The following is an 18,761-nucleotide window of genomic DNA, read 5'->3' on the forward strand; positions in this document are numbered from 1 at the left end:
TCCCGTTTCTCCTTCGCAAACTTCTTGCTTTGCTTGAACCCTTAACACTGGGATTCAAAGATTTATTCAGTTCTATTCGTCGTCGCTGATCCCACCGATCATGTTGACGCGATCTACGCTGTCATACGCCATGTCGCGCACGATGGTCATAAAATCCGCGCCCACAAGCTTTTTCGCACGTTCCAGCAAAAGCGGGACAGGACTCGATGGTTCTGCGCGCTCATAGTAACTGATTATGCGGTCAAGTGCATTCTGAACATCTGTAGGAGTGTTAATGGCACCTGTTCCGCCGCCACCTACGGGCTGCGCGGGAGCGCCGCCGCCGGCTTCCGTGTCGCCTTCCTCTTCGCCGCCGACATCGCCAGCGGGTTCACCCAAAGCACTTGCAATCTTGCCGTTGGCTTTCTTGAGCAGCTTTATGAGAGGATCAATATCCGGGCCCTGCCCTGGTGTCATTTCATCAAATTTGGCGCTGATGGCCGTAACGTCCGACAACGCTCGGCCGAGTGCTTCGGATATCCCCCGCAGCACCTCTTCGTCGGTGTCCTGAAACGCGGCAGAGACCTGTCCTGCGTCGACAACATTCTCCATGTCCGAGGTCGGAGTAGACTCGCCATCGGCGACCGCAATCTCGCGCAAACTGATGCTGCCAAAGGTGCGACTCTGGGTTAGAGGCGCCCGGCGCACACCACGCAGGATGCGGGCGTCGTCAACCAGGGTCAGGATGGCATTGATCCGCATAGTTGGATCGTCATCGTCATCAGGGTCCAGTTGTGGATGGCAGGACGACCAGTATTCATCCAGACAGCGCGCAACATAAGATGTCGCATCAGCAAAGCCGGGAAAGCCTTTAAGACGCAATTGCGCCTCGGCCAGAAAAATGCCAGCGCGCAGATCATGACTGCGTTCCATGATCTCAAGCGCCTTGGCGGCGACCTCTTTATAGTCAGGGTCTTCGGGCGGAAGAATCTCGTCGCCCATTTGACGTTCTTCGCCGTGGGTGGCCGCGATCTCTAACTCGGTAAAGACCGGATCATACTCCAGATCTTCGCCGCTCGGTGCGTCGTCTCCATGACTTTGAAGAAGCGCGTCTAAGTCCATAGTTCCCCCAGCGTCACTCGCGCCGTTGTGAATATCTGTGCTCATAAGTGTTTGAGCAAGAAACAGCTTATCACAGAAAATATATATGGCTAGCGAAAGGACATGTATTCTTATGGGGGAATTTCATACCTTTTAATGCGTTTGTCGCCTGTCTATGTAACAATGCTGCGTGAACCGCCAGATTGATCACATTCCTTGTCTTTTGATCGGCAAATCGGTGTTCAAAACATTGACCTGCGCCCGCGCCCGTCGCACAGTTGTTTCCGTGATTAAGCAATATTTCATATGACGGCCGCGATGGACGATCTGAATTCTGAACAAACCTTGCCTCCGGCACGGGCCATTCGCTTTGATAGGGTGGGAGATCTCTTTGCAGAAATGCCGGAGATCTCTAAGTTTATCGAAACCGCACCCGAAGCGGACGAAGGCTATCGGGGGTTTCTTGAACGTCTGCGCGCCTCAAATACTCCTGAAGAAGCCGTGACGTTTACCGCCTTTGCTCTGGACGCCAAAGCCGGGATCAAGTGGGGGTTGGAATGTGTGAGTTCTCTGATCCCCGACATGGCGCCTGAAGATACAAAGCTGATGAACTTCGTTTCAGACTGGGTTGATGACGGTAGTTCTGAAAACCGCTGGAATGCTCTACAAATGGCCATGTTCGCGCCGCGCCGGTCCCCGGTTGTGTATCTGGGTCTTGGTGTAGGCTGGTCTGGTGGGCCGCTTGCGCCAAACGACCTGGTCACAGTGCCAGCTTGGCGCGCGCCTCGCGCAATCAGCTCCGCCGTTATGCGTGCGGTTGGGCAGATGCGCACCGAACACCGGGCCGAAAGCCTTGATTTCGTGCTGGATCGGGCCGCAGGGCTGTTCCGCCTCAACTAACGCAGGTCACGGCCCGCGCACCCTGAACAAAGGATACGACCACCCGATGGACAGGCTGACATTGCGAATCGAAAACCGGTCGGATGTGGCAGGAGACTTGCCCGAAGACATTTCTGTCCTCGGAAAAGGCGTCAGCATCGGGCGCAAAAAGGAAAACGACTGGTCGTTGCCCGACAACACCCGTTTTATTTCGGGCTACCATGTCAGGGTCACTTATGAAGGTGACGACTATATGATCGAGGACGTGTCGACGAACGGCACCTTCGTCAACGGAACCACGGCGAGGATTGAAGGCAAGCGCAAGCTGGAAAACGGCGACACAATCCGTATCGGCAGCTACATCGTGGCGGTTGATATCGCGCTCGAAGAAACCTCAATGCCCCAGATCACTGGCGCCCAAGGCGTGCAGGCCCCGCCCACAGGTGGCGCCGGCGTGAGTTTGCCGCCAGGGGGTCCGCGCAATGTGCCCACCGCCACGTCTATGCCGCCACGCAATGTACCTGCGGCCTCTTCCATACCTCCGGGACGCGGCGGGGCACAGGCCCCGGACTTCTCGCGGTTTCAGGGCGGAAGCACGGGCGCTGCTGGCGTGCAGAGACCCGGGATGTCCGTGCCACCTATGGCAAACCCGGCCCTGCCCACCTCTCAGATCCCTGACGATTTCGATGATGATTTACTTGGTCTGACCGGTGGGGAAACAACGGCAGAGCCAGAACCTGCCGCGCCAGCTCAGATCCCCGAACCCACACCATCCGCCGCTGCTTCGGTTAGTGCAGGCGGCGTGCAACCAACCCCCGCACAGGTCAACGAAACCCCGGCATTCGAGGTCACTCCGGTGTCCCAAACTGACCCTGCGCCAACTCCTATGGGTGAAGCGCCGGTGCCCGAGCGGACCAGCCCTTTTGCGCCCACCGACCCCACAGCCGCGCCAATGATCCTTCCGGATCCGATCGAGACGCCAGTCCAGCCCGTGGTCGAACGCACAGACCTGACGCCGCGCGGTTTGGGTGAACGGTTTGCGGAAACCGCGGCGCCCCGCCCTGCCCCGCTGGCGGCCGAGCCCCCGGCTCCTGCGCCCGTAGAAGCCAAACCAGAACCCTCCCCTGCCCCCGTACCCCCGCCAGAGCCTGCAACCAATGCTCTGCTCGAAGGGTTCTTGGAAGGCGCCGGGATCCCGGATGCCGACCAGCTTGGATTTGACCTGCACGACCTTGGCGTGATGCTGGGCAAATGCGCGCGAATGGGCACGCAGGAAATGATGCATATGCTGCAGGACCGCTCGGCCGTGAAACTCTTTGTGGCCAACGATGACCGGACCATGCGGATTGCCAGCGGCAACAACCCGATGAAGTTCATGGCTGACCCGGATGAAGCATTTCTGGCGCTGTTCGTGCAACCGCGCGACGGCTACCAAACAGGGCCTGATGGGTTCGACAACGCACTCGCCGACATCCGCCAACACCAAAAGGCGATGATGGCCGCGATCCAGCCCGCGCTAGCGGACATGCTCGAAGGGCTGGCACCAAAAGAAATCGAAAAAGACGCAGGCGGTGGCCGTTTGGGTAGCGGGGCGCGCAAGTCCTGGGAAGAATATGAAAAACGCTGGGCAGCCCGCGCCGCTCAAGGCGAAAATGGGATGCTGGATGCATTCATCGACGCCTTCTCGCGGCGCTATGCACAGGCGCTGGACTCGCTGTAAGTCAAGGCCAGATCAACCGGCCGCCGTCATGGCTCTATACCTGTCCGGTTACACGCCCCGCCTTACAGAATGAAGCGGGAGGATCATTCTTGATGCAGGTTCAATCCCCGCAGCAGTTCAAATTTGACCCTATTTGAACTGACTTCCCTATAAAAGGAAATGAGGTATGTGGTCGGCCCCTGAAGTCTGGACAATCCCAAGGTGGCAGCGACCACCGTTCCGACGTCCGTTTTCCCATCGATAACCAACGCGCCGCCCAGCATGAAGACTAGAACAGTACCAGCGCCGTTGATGGAACTGAGAAGAAACTTGGTCGATACCTTCCACCGGAACATCGTCCTTCGGACATTGTAGATTTGATCAAATTCCCCAAGAACGGTCTGTACGGCGTCTTTTAGTTCAGTCGCCGTGATCTGGTCCGTCGCACTACGCAGAATACGAACGCGTTCGGCCAGCAACGTATTTACCTTGCGCTGGGTCAAAAGCACGATGACGACCTGAGGCGCGATCATCGACAGTGCTACAATGCCAAGGCCTGGCTGGGTGGAGGCAACAAACCCAATAACACTGATCAAAGTGCCAACTTGCATCACAGGTTCGGAAAAGGCTCCGCCCGTGAATTTCCCGAGTTCTTCAGCCTCTGCCGATATTGCTGTGGACAAAGTACCGGTACGAATTCGGCCGCTCGATTTTTCTTCATTGGCGGCGCCGATAAGAAGCCTGCTCCGAATGAGACGAATAACATCCTCACCAAGCAATTGAGACCGATATCCCATGACCCACTTCAGACCCAAACTCACCAAAATCACGGCCATCATACCGCCACCAAGAAGAAACAGCTTCGATGTCTCAAACGGTCCGTATGTCAGAAGATTCACGATATCCTGCTGGAACTTCAATGGCGCAGCCGCAAGTGCTGCAATGGCCACTGAAAGAAGGATAAGAACTATTTGGCGCGGTCCACTGACCCGCCAAATGGCAGCATAGAGCTGAATCACTTGAAATCCTCAGTTATGGTTACGGCAATTATTTCACTAATCAGGAGCGCAATCCATTTCTGAATTTGGCCATCATCTGTTTGGACGATGTCGTGCCAAAGGAAAAACGGGGCGCCCTGTCCGGACGCCCCGCATTCTGTCTCAATGGTTGTTTGATCACCACTGCAGGCGCAGCTGACCCGTGATGCCATAGCTTTCGATGTCGCTGCTGAACCGCGCATCCACACGCACCGATGCGTTCAGCTGACGCGCGTTGCCTGCCTGACCGGGGCTCAGCAATGTGAGGTAGTTCACGCCAAGGCTGACTTCGCCATACGCACCCAGGTTCTCGATGGCCAGTTCGCGTGGGCCGGAACCAGAGTCAAAGATTACCGTCCGGTCGCTGGCAAAATCATTATACAGCGTCGCGGTACCGAAGTAGCTGAGCAGGCTGATCTCGTCGGGACGGATCACCGTGTTCGCGATCGAGGCGCTGAGGAAGCCGACGTTGCTGTCGCCGTCTTCAAAAGTCAGCGTACCGCCACTTCCCAAAACAACGTCGTCCGTTTCGTTTCGGGACAACGAGAAACCTGCAGAGGAAACAAATGTCAGGCCTGGGTTATCCGCAACCTGCCAGGAATATCCAACCGCACCGGACAGCGTCTGGCCCTTGTTGTCGTACTCAGTTTCAAAGCTGTCGAGGCTGCTGCCGAGTGGCGCAACGTTTGAGCTCTCAAACTCAGTGTCCTCATAACGATATTGGAGGTCGGCAAAGAAACGGCCACGGGCTGCCGTCATATAGACGCCAGCATAGCGTTGCGTAAAGTCGCTTGACAGCGTGCCTTCCAAAACACCGTTTTGATCCAGTGCGGTGCTTTTGCTGTCACCGATGTTGAAACCGCCAATGCCGCCAAAGGCGAGGTCCCAACCATTGTAGTGACCACCAAAGCAGGCAAAGTCACCACCGAACTGCATACCGTAATAGTTCAGGTTAACCGGAGACTCCCCGGTTTCGTTTGCCTGAACGTCAATAAACGTCCCATCCGCTTCGGCGGTACCGCCGGTGATCCGTGTCCACACACCAGTTCCGCACGGATCCTCTTCGGCACCGGCAGCGAGGTCAGCCACAAACGGGCTGGTGGGACGGTTCACGACCGTGTTGACGAGCGTTTGCGTCAGGCCAACGGTCGCCGCGACGCTGTTCACCGAGTTACTGACCGTTTCAGTGAAGACCAGATTTGTACCGTCGTTGGTGACACTCAGGTTCAAACCGGGGTTCAGGAAGGATCTGAAGGCATTGCTAAAGCTGCCGCTCAAGGTGTTGGCCCCACCGGCTGACGCAATGACGACGCCATCAAGGCTTGTTGTCGTGCCAACACTGCTGCCCAAGGACAGAACCACGCTGCCATCCAGCGTGCCACCTGCACTTATGCTACCAATCGCGGCCGTCGGGCCGGTTGCGTCAAGATCAACTGTGACCGGGCCGGACAGTGTGCCGTTGCCACCGATGGACAGCTGGTTGCCGACGTTTCCTGAAAGGTCAATCGACCCAGTGCTGGTCAGATCGCCCGTGACGGTCCCGGTAGTGGCAGCGGCCCCGTTGCTGACTGCGATTATCCCCGCGCTTGTCACATCGCCGGCGATGGTCCCCGGCAAATTCAGGGCGGTTCCGCCTGCCATACTCACCCCGCCCGTCGCGGTTAGGGTCTGGCCACTCTCAACGATCAAAGTGCCGGCGTTGATGCCTGTCACGCCGGACACCGTGGCTGGACCATCAATCGTGGTGATCGAATTACCAGACTGTGTGAGGCTCGCTATGGTTGCGCCACCGGACAGTTCAATAATACCGCCGGAGTTGGTCGTATCACCAGCCGTGCCGCCGTCCATGTCCAGCGTGCCACCGGTGACACTTGCTGTGCCAGAAATGATGCCGCCCGTATTTGTGAACTCGCCGCCCGAGTTGATCAGGGATGCTACGGTGCCAGTGTTTGTAAAGGTGCCAGAGTTGGTAACCGCACCCGCAATATTACTGTTGCTGAACAGGCCCGAGTTGGTGATGTCGAGGACGGTGCCCGCATTCGACGACAGTGCGGTACTCGCGTTGTTGATCGAACCCGTGCCAGTGCCAGCGGCCACAGCACCGCCTCCGGCAACTGTCAGCACACCATCCGCGGCGATGTCGATGTTGCCCTCTGCCGTGAGCGTATCGTTTATGGTCAATGATCCAGTATCGATGTCCGTCAAGCCAGTCACAGTTGCGGCACCATCAACAGTGGTGGTCGCGCCAGCTTCCGTGTCCTGTGTGACACTTGTCGACGTACTTGCGTTGAGTGTGAGAGCGCCCGTGTTGGTGATCGCGCCAGCACCACCATTGTTCGTGAAGGTCCCGGCGTTTGCCACATCTTCGACGTTGCCGTCGTTCACCCCGGTCGCTCCGCTCGCAATACTCATGTCGGTATTGACGTCACCGGTGGCAGCGACTGTTGTTGTATTTCCGGTCACGCTTAACGTACCGGAGCCGTCCACCGTACCGGCGATGTCCGACGCACCCGCCGTCTCCACCGTGCCGTTGATCGTGGCCGTCAAACCGTTTGCAATGTCGACGCCGCCTGTTGCGGTCAGTGTTTGTCCAGCATTGACGGTCATCGTGCCCGCTGTGATGTCAATCAGGCCATTGGCCGTTGCGTCGCCGGACACTGTGTATGCGCCGCCTGCGCCCACTGTCACGGTGTTCAGCTCTCCGCCGGACTGTGTAAGGGTTGCGTTGTCGATTGTGGTCGCGCCTGTGACTTCAGCTGTGTCGGCGATGGAGTGTCCGGTGCCGCCATCCAGATCAAGGGAGGCGACGGAGGCATCTCCGGACAGGTTGATGTCGGCGGTTCCTGTGCCTTGCACAATTGTCGCGGTACCTGATGAGGCGTTGAAGATGCCTCCATTCCCAACAGTCACGTTGGCCAGTGTTGCGCCCTCCTGAGCCAGCGTACCCGTATCAACGGTTGTGCTGCCAGACACAGTGGTACCAGTGGCAACCGAGCTGGCGGTGCCCCCGTTCACATCCAAAGTCGCAATGGTTCCGCCGTCGGCGTCAATCGCTCCCGAATTCACAATCACGGCAGCCACGGTGCCACCGTCAACGTCCAGAGTGCCGCCACTGACCGTCGTTGCTCCGGTTAGAGTGCCCGTGTTGGTGACCGTGCCATCATCAACCGTTGTGGTTGTGGTCACGGTGCCCGAGTTGTCGTTGGTGAAGGTGCCGCCGTCATTGTCCAGTGCGTTGACGGTACCCGCATTGCTGGACCCGGTGCCGGAGTTTGTGAACGTGCCCGAGACCGAGCCTGTGCCCGCCACATCCGTGTCGCCGGCCGAGGTGACGTCACCCGTAACAGTGCCGTTGATCGCACCCGTCGCGCCGCTTGCAATGTCCACCCCGCCGGTTGCGGTTAGCGTTCGCGTTGCATCTACGGTCAGTGAACCGTCGTTGATGGCGGTCAGGCCGGTGACGGTTGCGTCGCCGGTTACTATGGTGGATCCCGCGCTTTGCGTCACAGACGCTGTTACGCCGCCATCCAAACCAAGAGTGCCAGTGCCTGAGTTAGTCACCGCGCCGGATGTGCCGCCGGAGATTTGAGAGTCGCCGCTGTTGTTCAAGGTCCCGCTGAGAGTGCCTGAGCTAACCATCGCACCGCCGGATTGGACGATCACATTGCCGGTGTGAGTGCCGTCGGGAGCAATGTCCAGAAAGCCCCCGTCCCCTACCGTCGTGGCCGCCGTTATGGACCCGACAGAACCAGAAGCACCGATAGTGACCTCGCCGTCAGTGCCACCACCACCGCCAATAGTTACCGTGCTCGCGGTCAGATTTCCGCTGTTGAAAACAACCAAATTGCCAGACCCACTGACGGATACCGTGGCGACCGTTGTCGTCGACGTCAGGCGTGGGTTATCACTTAATGAGCCCGCGGTTCCATCGTCGATCACCACGTCGTCTGTCCCAATGGGCGCCACATCGCTATCCCAGTTGGTGGGTACGTCCCAATCGTCGTCGGTATCCCCGTCCCATACGACCTGCGCCTGCGCAGTCCCGCCAATGGTCAGCATCACCCCGGTCGCCAGCACAAAAACCAGTTCGGTCGCGCGTCCCACCCTACAGTGTTTACGCAGGCTGCGTTGGCGAATACCCGCTTGAATCAGATCGGAGCTAAAGATGGCCATTATAATACCCACGTGCATTTGATTAGAATTGAGTTAAATGCAGAGAACCATGTCGCGCCCATTGCCGCAAATCTTTTGCGTCCCTCATGGCAAGAAAACCATTTAAACTGTGACCTTTGCGCATATGCACCCGTTTAGCGTGTGGACAAACTGCCCTAGGGGCAACACTGTGCCAAAACACAACATTTAGAAAAACCTTGCGGGAATCAAAAAACCCGTACACCATTTACGCTAGAGACTGAATAAAACGCCTTCCAGCGTAACTCACGCAACCCAACCGATGCAAACGGACGGATGCGAACGCGGAAACACTGACACCGCAGGGCAACCTGCACAATGATAAAAGGGCGGCAAAACGCCCAAACACGGCAGGTGTTCGGACCACACCCGAACCGGACAGGAACAGGCAGGATACGCATGCAAAAGCATGTCACACCCATCGAAACCCGCATCGACACGCTTGTCGGCGCGCATGCAGAGCGGCTCTCTGAGCGCCTTCAGGCGCACCGCGAACAACTCTTCCCGCCCGACGCGCAACGGACCTTGCGCACCTTCACGTCTGGCGAAGTCGCTGACCTTCTGGGGGTCAAGGACGCATATTTGCGTAAACTGCACCTGGATGGCCGTGGTCCGGAACCTGAAATCCGCGCAGGCGGGCGGCGGCACTACACGCCGCAGGACATCCTCAGCTTGCGGCAAATGCTGGAAAAAGGGGCGAAATCTCCCGGCACGTACCTGCCCGGCCGTCGGGACGACAACCACCTGCAAGTGATTACCGTGATCAACTTTAAGGGCGGGTCAGGCAAGACGACGACAGCCGCCCACCTCGCGCAGAAGATGGCGCTGGACGGCTACCGCGTGCTGGCGATTGACCTCGATCCACAAGCGTCGTTTTCCGCGCTGCATGGGTTCCAGCCGGAATTCGATCTGCTTGATGGCGGAACGATCTACGACGCGATCCGCTATGACGATCCGGTCCCGATCCAAAGCCTGATCCACAAAACCTACTTCACCAATCTCGACCTCATTCCCGGCAACCTTGACCTGATGGAGTTCGAACACGAAACGCCGCGGGCGCTGGCCGCGCGCGAAGGGGCGATGTTCTTCACTCGCGTCGGCACGGCGCTGGCAGAGGTGCAAAATGATTACGACGTGGTGATCATCGACTGCCCTCCGCAACTGGGGTTCCTCACGATGTCCGCGCTTTCTGCGGCCACTGCCGTGCTGGTCACGGTACATCCGCAAATGCTCGACGTGATGTCGATGTGCCAGTTTCTGCTGATGACATCGAACCTGCTTGGGGTCGTGGCCGATGCCGGGGGTGACATGTCTTACGACTGGCTGCGCTACGTGGTCACGCGCTACGAGCCCGGGGACGGGCCGCAAAACCAGATGGTGACGTTCATGCGCTCGCTCTTTGGTGATCACGTGCTCAACAACACGGTGCTGAAATCCACCGCTATCTCGGACGCCGGGATCACAAAACAGACTCTATACGAGGTCGAAAAGGGGCAATTCACCCGCACGACCTATGACCGCGCAATGGAATCTATCAACGCGGTCAACGGTGAGATTGAACAGCTGGTGCAAACCGCATGGGGGCGCAATGGCACGTAAAAACCTGCTCGAAGGGTTAATGGCCGAAGGGGCCAAACCCGCCGACATCACACCCGCCGCCAAACGCCCGCTCAAAGGGGCGATTGGGGCGGTCAGCCAATCGATCGAGGCACTGAAGGCGCGCGCCTTGCTGGACATCGACCCGTTTCTGATTGACGCGGGCGGTTTGCAAGACCGGCTGGAAACTGACGACGGCGAAGACGCTGCCCTTCTCGCCTCGATCCGCGACTATGGCCAACAGGTGCCCGTTCTTGTGCGACCCCACCCCGAAGACCCCGAGCGCTATCAGATCGTGTACGGCCGCCGCCGGGTGCTGGCGATGCGCGACCTTGGCCAACCGGTCAAGGCTTTGCTGCGCGAGCTCGACGACAGCGCCCTTGTGATGGCGCAGGGGCAAGAGAACAACGCGCGCCGCGGCCTCAGCTTTATTGAAAAAGCAAACTTTGCCGCCCAGATGCGTGATGCGGGCTATGACCGTTCTGCGATCTGCGACGCCCTGGCCATCGACAAGACGGTCGTGTCGCGCATGCTGCAAATTGTGGACCGGATTGGGCCCGATCTGATCACCACCATCGGGGCCGCGCCAAATGTGGGCCGCGACCGATGGAGCGCTCTGGCAGGCAAGCTGGAGTCCGGCGACGTCGACGCAGAGACGATGATCGACATGGTCGCGGCCAGGGCCCGGACCAACAGCGACAGCAATGACCGCTTTGAAATCGCTATCCGCACCGGGGATGAGCTCCCACCAGTGACGCCAAAACATACGGAAGCGAATAGCGCGCCGAAACCCCGGGCCAGCCGCCGCACGATCATGGGGGCCGTTTCAGGCGCTCCGATTGCGCGCGCTATGCTGGGACATGACAAGGTTGTCCTCACCCTGCCGCGCGAAGGCGGGTTCGAGGATTGGCTTGTCGAACACCTTTCCGATCTTCACCAGCACTGGGTCAAAACCCGGGCTGATGATGAGCAAGAGCAGTAGTTAACAACAGGAGGCACGAGACAGGCATAGCCGGATAAATACAAAGCCCCCCAGATCATAACGACCCGAGAGGCTCCGATTTGGTTCTAGCACCTCCGAATCTACGCTTCCTATGAGTCGGCTGTCAACAACACCTGGCGGGTGAACGGCACTTTTTTGCCTTGTGAACAGCTTATGGAACGACTTGTAACGACGCCCTTCGGGCAGCGGCCGATGACGGCTGGCCTGCTCAAGGCTGCAGCGCGGGCAAATGATGCGCCCACCCTGCCCCACGTCGACAAATGGGAACTGCTGCGCACTTTGTGCACCGCACGCGCCGCCTTTGGAATCACGGACCGTGAAATTGGTGTGCTTGAAGCGCTGCTAAGCTTTCATCCTGAAAAGCTGCTGGGCGGTAACGCCGACATGGTGGTTTTCCCCTCCAACCGCGCGCTCATGGAGCGGTGTCACGGCATGGCGGAAAGTACCCTGCGCCGTCACCTCGCCAGTCTAGTCGATGCAGGCCTGATCCTGCGCCACGACAGCCCCAACGGCAAACGCTACGCCCGTCGCGATGCGGACGGAGAAGTCCTGCGCGCCTTCGGTTTTGATCTGAGCCCCCTGCTGGTGCGTGCGCCCGAGATCTCTCAGGCCGCCGAGGTCGCGCATGTGGCCGCAGAACGGCTTCGGACTTTGCGCGAAGAAGTGTCTCTGCAAAAGCGCGATGCACAGAAAATGGCTCTCTACGGACAGGAACAGGGTCACATTGGGCCATGGGAGGACCTCCTTGTTGATCTGCTGGATGTGACCCGCCTGATGCGCCGCAAGCTATCCCTGGCCGAGCTGGAGGAGGTCTGCGTCCATGTATCAGAACTTCTCGATCAGGTCCTGCATTTTATCTCTGAAGCAGAAGAAATGAGCGGCAATGACGTTGTATCTGAGCGCCACTATCAGAATTCAAATACAGATACTTCTGATCTTGAACCTTGCTTAGAAAAAAGCAGGGCGGTGGACGTGGATACTCAAAAGGCTGAGGACACCACTAGCGGCAAGCCTGAGGTACCCATCCCTCTTGGTCTGGTCCTTCGTGCTGTGCCAGAGGCTTTGGAATATGCCCAAGGTTCTATCAATAGCTTCGCAGACCTCGCGCGATTGGGCGCATTCCTGCGCGGTATGATCGGGATCAGCCCGTCAGCATGGCAAGACGCGGTTGATGCGATGGGCGCCGAAGTGGCTGGGATTACCGTGTGTTGCTTGCTTCAACGCATCGATGACATCCGTGCACCCGGTGGGTACTTGCGCAAACTGACCGAACAGGCACAGATCGGTAAATACTCTGTGGCCCGAGTGGTCATGGCATTAATTCAATCTCCACCAGTGGCGGGGCGAGAAAGTTGACAGCTGTCAACTTTCTGGAAAACCGGGGGAAAGTTGACAGCTGTCAACTTTTCTCAAGGGCGCTGATTTCCCCTCAAAACTTGACCCAAGGGAACGAAAGCCGCACAGTGCGGCAAATGGGAGATAAGTCGCCACCCCACCATGAAAATATGGGGCTAAGCTGGCAGACAAAAGGGCTGAGCGGAATGGTCACGCACGTGCAGATAGGACGGCAGCATCCAGGCTTGGGACCCATCCTGCTCAGGAGTTGTCATGGCCGGCACTGACTCTCCCAAAGATGACGACAGCGATCGCACGATCATTGGACGCCCTGTTGCGGATGACGGTGATCGTACCATCATTGGGCGCCCAATGCCGATACAGGATGAAAGCGATAGAACGGTGATCGGACGCCCGATGCCAGTTCAGGACGACGGCGACAAAACAATAATTGGTCGGCCCCGTGAGGCAGCGCCTGCGCGGCCTCCTCCAGCACCGCCAGTCGCGCCCAAACCCGCACCTTCTGCGCTACAAGAGGATGACGCAGAGCGCACGGTTTTTGGCCAAAAACTTCCCGAAGCGCCCGTCCCTGCCCGTCCGCAGCCGGTCCAGACTCCTTTGCATCAGGTCCGCGCCCCAGAGCCATCTGATGAAAGCACGATCATCGGGGCAAAGCTTCCTGAACCAAAGCCCCCTGCCCCCAAGCCACTGCTGCCGTCCGAGCTGAAACGGCAAGCCAAGCTGCGCAAAAAACCGCCAGAGGAAAACAAAGTATCGCTGCTTGCCGCCACGCGGAACTCTGGGCGGGCTGTTGGTAAGGGCGCCAACCCGATGCTTGCGGCGGCCAGCGATATTCTGGGTCTTCTCGGCCGTTTGCGCACAGGTCGGGTCGAAATGCACGGCGCCCCGCTGCGCGACCACCTACGCGTGGAGATTCAGACTTTTGCGGAACGTTGTGAAGACGCGAAAAACGATCCTGACGATATCGAAGATGGGCGCTATGCACTTGCAGCCACGTGCGACGATATCGCGGCCACCCTGCCCGGCTCTGACCCTGTTTTATGGAAAGAAAACGCGCTGGTCAAAACCCTGTTCGACGACACGAATTCAAGCGCCGGCTTTTTTGATCGCTACGAGTATCTCCTGACCAACCCGAGCAAGCGCACGCAGCTTCTGGAACTCATGCTGGCCTGCCTTTCGCTGGGATTTGAGGGCGACTATCGCGGCGCGTCTGACGGCCCGCGCGCGCTCACAACACTGCGCACCGCCGGGTACGAGCGTCTGCGCAATACGGTGCCGCGCCCTGCGGCGGACCTGTCCAAAAAGTGGACGCCCGTTGTGGTTCGTGGTCGTCGATTGCGCCCGCTCTTGCCGCTGTGGATCGTGGCTGGTGTGGCGGCAGGCATGGTCGTGGCGCTCTTTACTTCGTTGGCATGGGTCCTCACAAACGAGGCACAAGCCACCCAAGACAATATCATAAGCCTGCACCGTCCCGTGCCACCGGTCGACATCGCGCGGGTGCAATTGCCCGAAGTGGTCGAGGTCATCGTCTACGAAGCACCACCGACAGGGCAATCTGACCGGATCAAGAACCAACTGGAAGATCTCATTTCTCAGGGACTGACCACGGTACAGGAAGAGGGCGATTTTATCGCAATCCGCCTTGGCGATGCGCTCAGCTTTGGATCTGGGGCACCGACACTGGATTCTGAAAGTCCGCTGCTCGCACGGATCGCCACCGTTCTGGAGGCTGAGCCGGGCGGGATCATCGTTGAGGGGCATAGCGACAACATCCCTCTGAACGGGCGCGGGCAATTCAAGACCAACGAGGCCTTATCAGAGGCGCGCGCTGCGGCCGTTGCAGATGTGCTTGCGCCTTACCTGACAGAGCCAACGCGCCTTTCCGTCATTGGCGTTGGACCGTCTAAACCGCTTGATCCGGCCAATACTCCAGAGGCGCGCGCCAAGAATCGCAGGGTCGATATCCTGTTGCGCAAGGAGCAGCAGCTTTGATGAAGATTTTCACATGGTTGTCGGCACTCATCACCACGCTGGGTGTGATATCCTTGTGTGCGGCGATCTGGTTTGGCTTGCCCATTTCGGGTATCGACTGGCTGGCAACAGTCGAGGTGCGTGCCGGGCTGATTGCGGGCATTCTGACACTGCTGGTTCTGGGTGCGATTGTTCGTTGGAGGGCACGGCGCAAGGCGGCCGCTGAACTCGAAGAAAGTTTGCTTGCCACTCAGGCAGGCGATGGGCCGTTGCTGGCAGAACGGATGCGCGCGGCACTGATGCGTCTTAAGAAAATAGGCGGTTCCGCGGCCCTGTATGATCTGCCGTGGTACATACTGATTGGGCCTCCGGGAGCTGGAAAAACCACAGCGCTTGTCCATTCTGGTTTGGAATTTCCGGGCGAACATGCCGCCTCTATTACTGGTTTTGGCGGCACCAAGAACTGTGATTTCTGGTTCGCTGAAGAGGCCGTGATGATCGACACTGCAGGTCGCTACACCACCCAGGACAGTGACGAGATGGCGGACCGCAACAGCTGGACGTCCTTCCTGGGGCAACTGAAGTCTGCGCGTCCTGACCAGCCCATCAACGGGGTCATTCTGGCCTTTGCGTGCTCGGACATGATGACCGAGACGCCTGAGGGCCTGAAACGCCATGCAGAGACGGTGCGGGCGCGCTTGGCAGAGCTGAATGAGGCGTTCAAAACCCATGTTCCTGTCTATGTGATCTTTACCAAAGCGGATATGGTTTCTGGCTTTCGAGAGTATTTCGGAGGCTTTGACGAAAAGCGGCGCAAGGCCGTTTGGGGCCACACATTCCAGACCCGGAACCGGAAGGAAGAGACGCATCGCGAGGTCTCCCGTGCCTTTGATCAAATGGTGTCGCGCCTGTCGGACGAAGTCACAGACTTGCTGGTCGAAGAGAAGGATAGTGCGACGCGCATCGCCATCTTTGATTTTCCCGAACAGATGGCACTGCTCGAACGTAATGTGACCGCGTTCCTGAGCGCGGTGTTTGAGAAACCACAGTCTATCCGGGCAATTTTGCGGGGGTTTTACTTTACCTCCGGTACACAGGACGGCACGCCGATTGATCAGGTGCTGGGCGCGATGGGTGGCGAAGGGGCAGGGGGCATGACCACCGGATTCCTGTCCGGAAAGGGGCGCAGCTATTTTTTGCACGACCTGCTCAAAAAGGTGGTTTTTGCCGAGCGGGACTGGGTTGGATATGACCGCGGCCGCGTAATGCGCCGCGCCATTGCACGCGGGTTTGGCAAGGTAGCAATTGGCGTTGCAAGTGGCGCTGTCATGGGCATTTTGGCTTATAGCTTCTGGAGCAACGCGACGCTGGTCCGTGATGTGGCGGGCCAAACGGAGGCTTACAAGCAGCGTGCCGCGTCCTTCCTCGACACGCAGCGCATCGAGAACCCGGCGACCATGGCCTTGTTGCCCGCGTTAAACACCGTACGTGCTTTGCCTGCAGGCTATGCCAACCCACGCCCACAGGAGTTCCTGCAGGATGTCGGGCTGTCGCGACGCGATGCTCTGCGCGGCGCTGCTGTGCAGGCCTATTCCGACAGTCTGGAGCAGTTGCTGCGTCCACGCATGATGTTGCAGGTGGAAAGAGATCTGGCGAGGTTTTTGGCAAGGGATAGCAAGATCGATGCCTATCGCGCCCTCAAGGTCTATATCCTACTGGCCAAGGAACAGGATGGTCGCGAAGACGATTTGGCCATTCAATCTTATTTCGCTCGGAGTTGGGCCAAAGAATACGCGGGCGCAGACAACGAGTATCGCGCCATCAACGCTCATCTTGCGGCTATGTTGGAACTGGACGGACGGGTCAAGCCACTGGTCGGCGCGAATGGCGCCTTGATCGACCGCGTGCGCGAGGCCATTGCCGATGTGCCCCCGTCGGCCCGGGCCTATGGCGCAATCCGGTCGCAGGCAGGCACATTGCCGGCGTGGCGCTTGGCGGAGGCTTTGCCGGACACTGCGTTGGGTACAGTGGATGACCGCCCTCCCGCCACATTGGCGGTACCGGGCCTTTTCACCTTTGAGGGCTATTGGGGGTTCTTTGAGGCCGCAATCGTGGATGCCGCCGCTCAGCTGGAGGCGGATGCCTGGGTTTTGGGTGCTGCTGACACCCAGCCTTTGGCCTCGGATGCAGAGTTGACCGCAGAGGTTCATGCCCTTTATGCCAGCGATTTTGAGCGTGCGTGGTCGTTGATGCTGGACCGGGTGGCCTTTGGGGATCCGGCGGCTAATTTGGCCTTGCTGGCTGATCCTGGAGCGTCCCCGTTGGTTGCATTGGCTGGAGCGATCGATCGTGAGACCCGATTGACCGAAATTTCAAATAAAACATTGAAAAATAAAGAAAAAATTTCACCAAATTCCAATATGCTAGTTCAGGCCGGTTTGGTGGAACGTCCTTTTGTACCGTGGCACGCGTTGCTTCAGGGCCCGCAGGGCGGCCGACCGCTGGATACTATTTTGACCGCTCTGGGCCGCGCCGGCGTCGTCGCGGCAAGCGGGCAGGGGTCGTTGCGGGATACCTTGGCCATGCCGGTTGGTGTGCCTTCGCCAATACCCCGTCTGGTCGGGCAGGTGCAGGAGGCACTGTCGCCGAGCTTTGTTGACGCGCAACTGGTCGCGGGTGATCGTGCACGATGTGTGCCCGGTGCTCCGGTTGTGGGAGCTGGGTTTGCGTCTGTGTTTGGCTATGGCGGGCGGATGGAGCAGGTGGCCGCGGAGGTCACAGGCCCCGTATCGGCCCGCGCGACAAAGCGGTTGGCTGCATCTGAGACGGTCCGCGCGGCCTTCTTTACGCCGGGCATTGCGGGTCCAGTTGTGCCCTTTACCATGCGCCTGATGACAGTGACTCCCTCGATCTCGCCTGTAACCGTTGGTTTTGGCGCGCAACTGTTGGAGCTGACCCCTGCGGGTCCTGCGGTGCCCGCGGTCTGGACGAATGCCTCAGCCGTCACGCTGGCCGTACCTGACCAGCCTACGCTCGATGTGGTGGGGGGCGACTGGTCTATGCTGACCCTTTTGAGTGGAGAGGCGTTGCAGACCCGTGGCTCTCTTGCGCAGGTTGTCCACCGCATTGGACCTTATACGGCGACGTTTAGGCTTGAGTTCGAGGGGGCTGATGTTCCATTTTTGAGCGAGAGCTTTAAGGAGATTATGTGCTCAAACGCCTTGGAATAGCCTCATGAGCGTGATGCTTTATGGCAAACATCCCGGGTTCGGGGATTTCCTGTCATGGGGAATGGATCGGGATGTGCACGACCGATTGGAGGCTTGGGTGCAGGATGTGATGCCCCAAACGCGCGAAATGCTGGGCACGGTCTGGGAAGGTGTATGGGACACGGCCCCAGATTTGCGGTTCTGGATTGGACCGGATGTGCTGGGTTTGCCTCTGTCCGGCATCTGGCGCGCCAGTGCAGATCGGGTTGGTCGGCGTTATCCGTTGATGCTGGGCCTCACAGGAGGGGTGTCACCACCGCCTGTGCATGCCGCGCACGATCCATCCCCTTTCATTGACCTAGCGGCCCACCTGGCAGAGATCGAAAACCACACGGCAGGGCAGGGCGGGGTGCAGAGCCTGATCACTGATTTTGACGAAGTGGCACTGAGCGGAACTCCGTATGACGCGGAGCAGGCAGGTATGCTATGGGGAATGCGGGGGGACGATGATCTGTCCCGCCTGTTTGCGGATGCGAGTGAGGCAGATGCGTATTGCGCGCAATATGGGCGTAGTCATTGGTGGCACGAGGGCACGCCTGCACGGGAGGCAGGCTGGCTGTCGGTGAATGGGTTGCCTGACGCACAGGCGCTGCGTTGGTTACTGGCGGAACGCGTGCGCTTGAACGAGACGACCGACGCAGAGACGTCGCAACAAGAAGATGCAGGGAGTGGGACGTAAC

The 18,761-nt window shown here is 58.7% G+C and carries 11 protein-coding genes; 8 read left to right on the forward strand and 3 right to left on the reverse strand.

From position 1 onward, the window contains the following. Positions 1-72: 72 nt before the first annotated feature. A complete protein-coding gene (gene tssA, locus ABJD00_RS19435; protein ID WP_413832091.1) occupies positions 73-1,101 on the reverse strand; it encodes a type VI secretion system protein TssA in 1,029 nt (342 codons plus the stop codon). Positions 1,102-1,386: 285 nt separating this feature from the next. On the opposite strand from tssA, the gene ABJD00_RS19440 reads away from it, so the two are divergent. Continuing rightward, the gene (locus ABJD00_RS19440; RefSeq protein ID WP_413832093.1) at positions 1,387-1,980 is read left to right on the forward strand and encodes a DUF6931 family protein; all 594 of its coding nucleotides are present in this window, start codon (positions 1,387-1,389) and stop codon (positions 1,978-1,980) included. 46 nt (positions 1,981-2,026) lie between these two features. Further along, positions 2,027-3,679: a type VI secretion system-associated FHA domain protein TagH gene (tagH, locus tag ABJD00_RS19445; protein WP_413832095.1), complete on the forward strand. Its 1,653-nt coding sequence runs from the start codon at positions 2,027-2,029 to the stop codon at positions 3,677-3,679. A gap of 83 nt (positions 3,680-3,762) precedes the next feature. Here the strand turns inward: tagH and ABJD00_RS19450 are convergent, their stop codons facing one another. Beyond that, positions 3,763-4,608, reverse strand: coding sequence for an ABC transporter ATP-binding protein (locus ABJD00_RS19450; protein ID WP_413848804.1), 846 nt, complete (start codon positions 4,606-4,608; stop codon positions 3,763-3,765). Between the two features lie 225 nt (positions 4,609-4,833). Then, entirely contained in the window at positions 4,834-8,799 is a 3,966-nt protein-coding gene (locus tag ABJD00_RS19455; protein WP_413832099.1) for a beta strand repeat-containing protein, read from the reverse strand. Between the two features lie 486 nt (positions 8,800-9,285). Here ABJD00_RS19455 and repA point away from each other — a divergent pair, with 486 nt between their 5' ends. The 6 genes from repA to tagF all read left to right on the forward strand — a co-directional run bounded on the left by repA (position 9,286) and on the right by tagF (position 18,760). Next, positions 9,286-10,485 (forward strand): plasmid partitioning protein RepA, encoded by a 1,200-nt coding sequence (repA, locus tag ABJD00_RS19460; protein WP_413832101.1) that lies wholly within the window; start codon positions 9,286-9,288, stop codon positions 10,483-10,485. Next, entirely contained in the window at positions 10,475-11,464 is a 990-nt protein-coding gene (gene repB / locus ABJD00_RS19465) for a plasmid partitioning protein RepB (protein ID WP_413832103.1), read from the forward strand. Before repA ends, repB begins: the two co-directional genes overlap by 11 nt. 174 nt (positions 11,465-11,638) lie before the next feature. Beyond that, on the forward strand, positions 11,639-12,841 hold the full coding sequence (repC, locus tag ABJD00_RS19470; protein ID WP_413832105.1) for a plasmid replication protein RepC: 1,203 nt from the start codon (positions 11,639-11,641) through the stop codon (positions 12,839-12,841). A gap of 252 nt (positions 12,842-13,093) precedes the next feature. After that, complete coding sequence (gene icmH / locus ABJD00_RS19475; protein WP_413832107.1) at positions 13,094-14,833, forward strand: type IVB secretion system protein IcmH/DotU; 1,740 nt, start codon at positions 13,094-13,096, stop codon at positions 14,831-14,833. After that, positions 14,833-18,042 (forward strand): type VI secretion system membrane subunit TssM, encoded by a 3,210-nt coding sequence (gene tssM / locus ABJD00_RS19480; RefSeq protein WP_413832109.1) that lies wholly within the window; start codon positions 14,833-14,835, stop codon positions 18,040-18,042. The genes icmH and tssM overlap by 1 nt, the downstream gene beginning before the upstream one ends. A gap of 4 nt (positions 18,043-18,046) precedes the next feature. Beyond that, positions 18,047-18,760, forward strand: a complete 714-nt coding sequence (gene tagF, locus ABJD00_RS19485) for a type VI secretion system-associated protein TagF (protein WP_413832111.1) — start codon at positions 18,047-18,049, stop codon at positions 18,758-18,760. The last annotated feature ends 1 nt before the right edge of the window (position 18,761 follow it).

The organism is Tateyamaria sp. (genome assembly GCF_039945315.1).
GTDB lineage: Bacteria > Pseudomonadota > Alphaproteobacteria > Rhodobacterales > Rhodobacteraceae > Tateyamaria.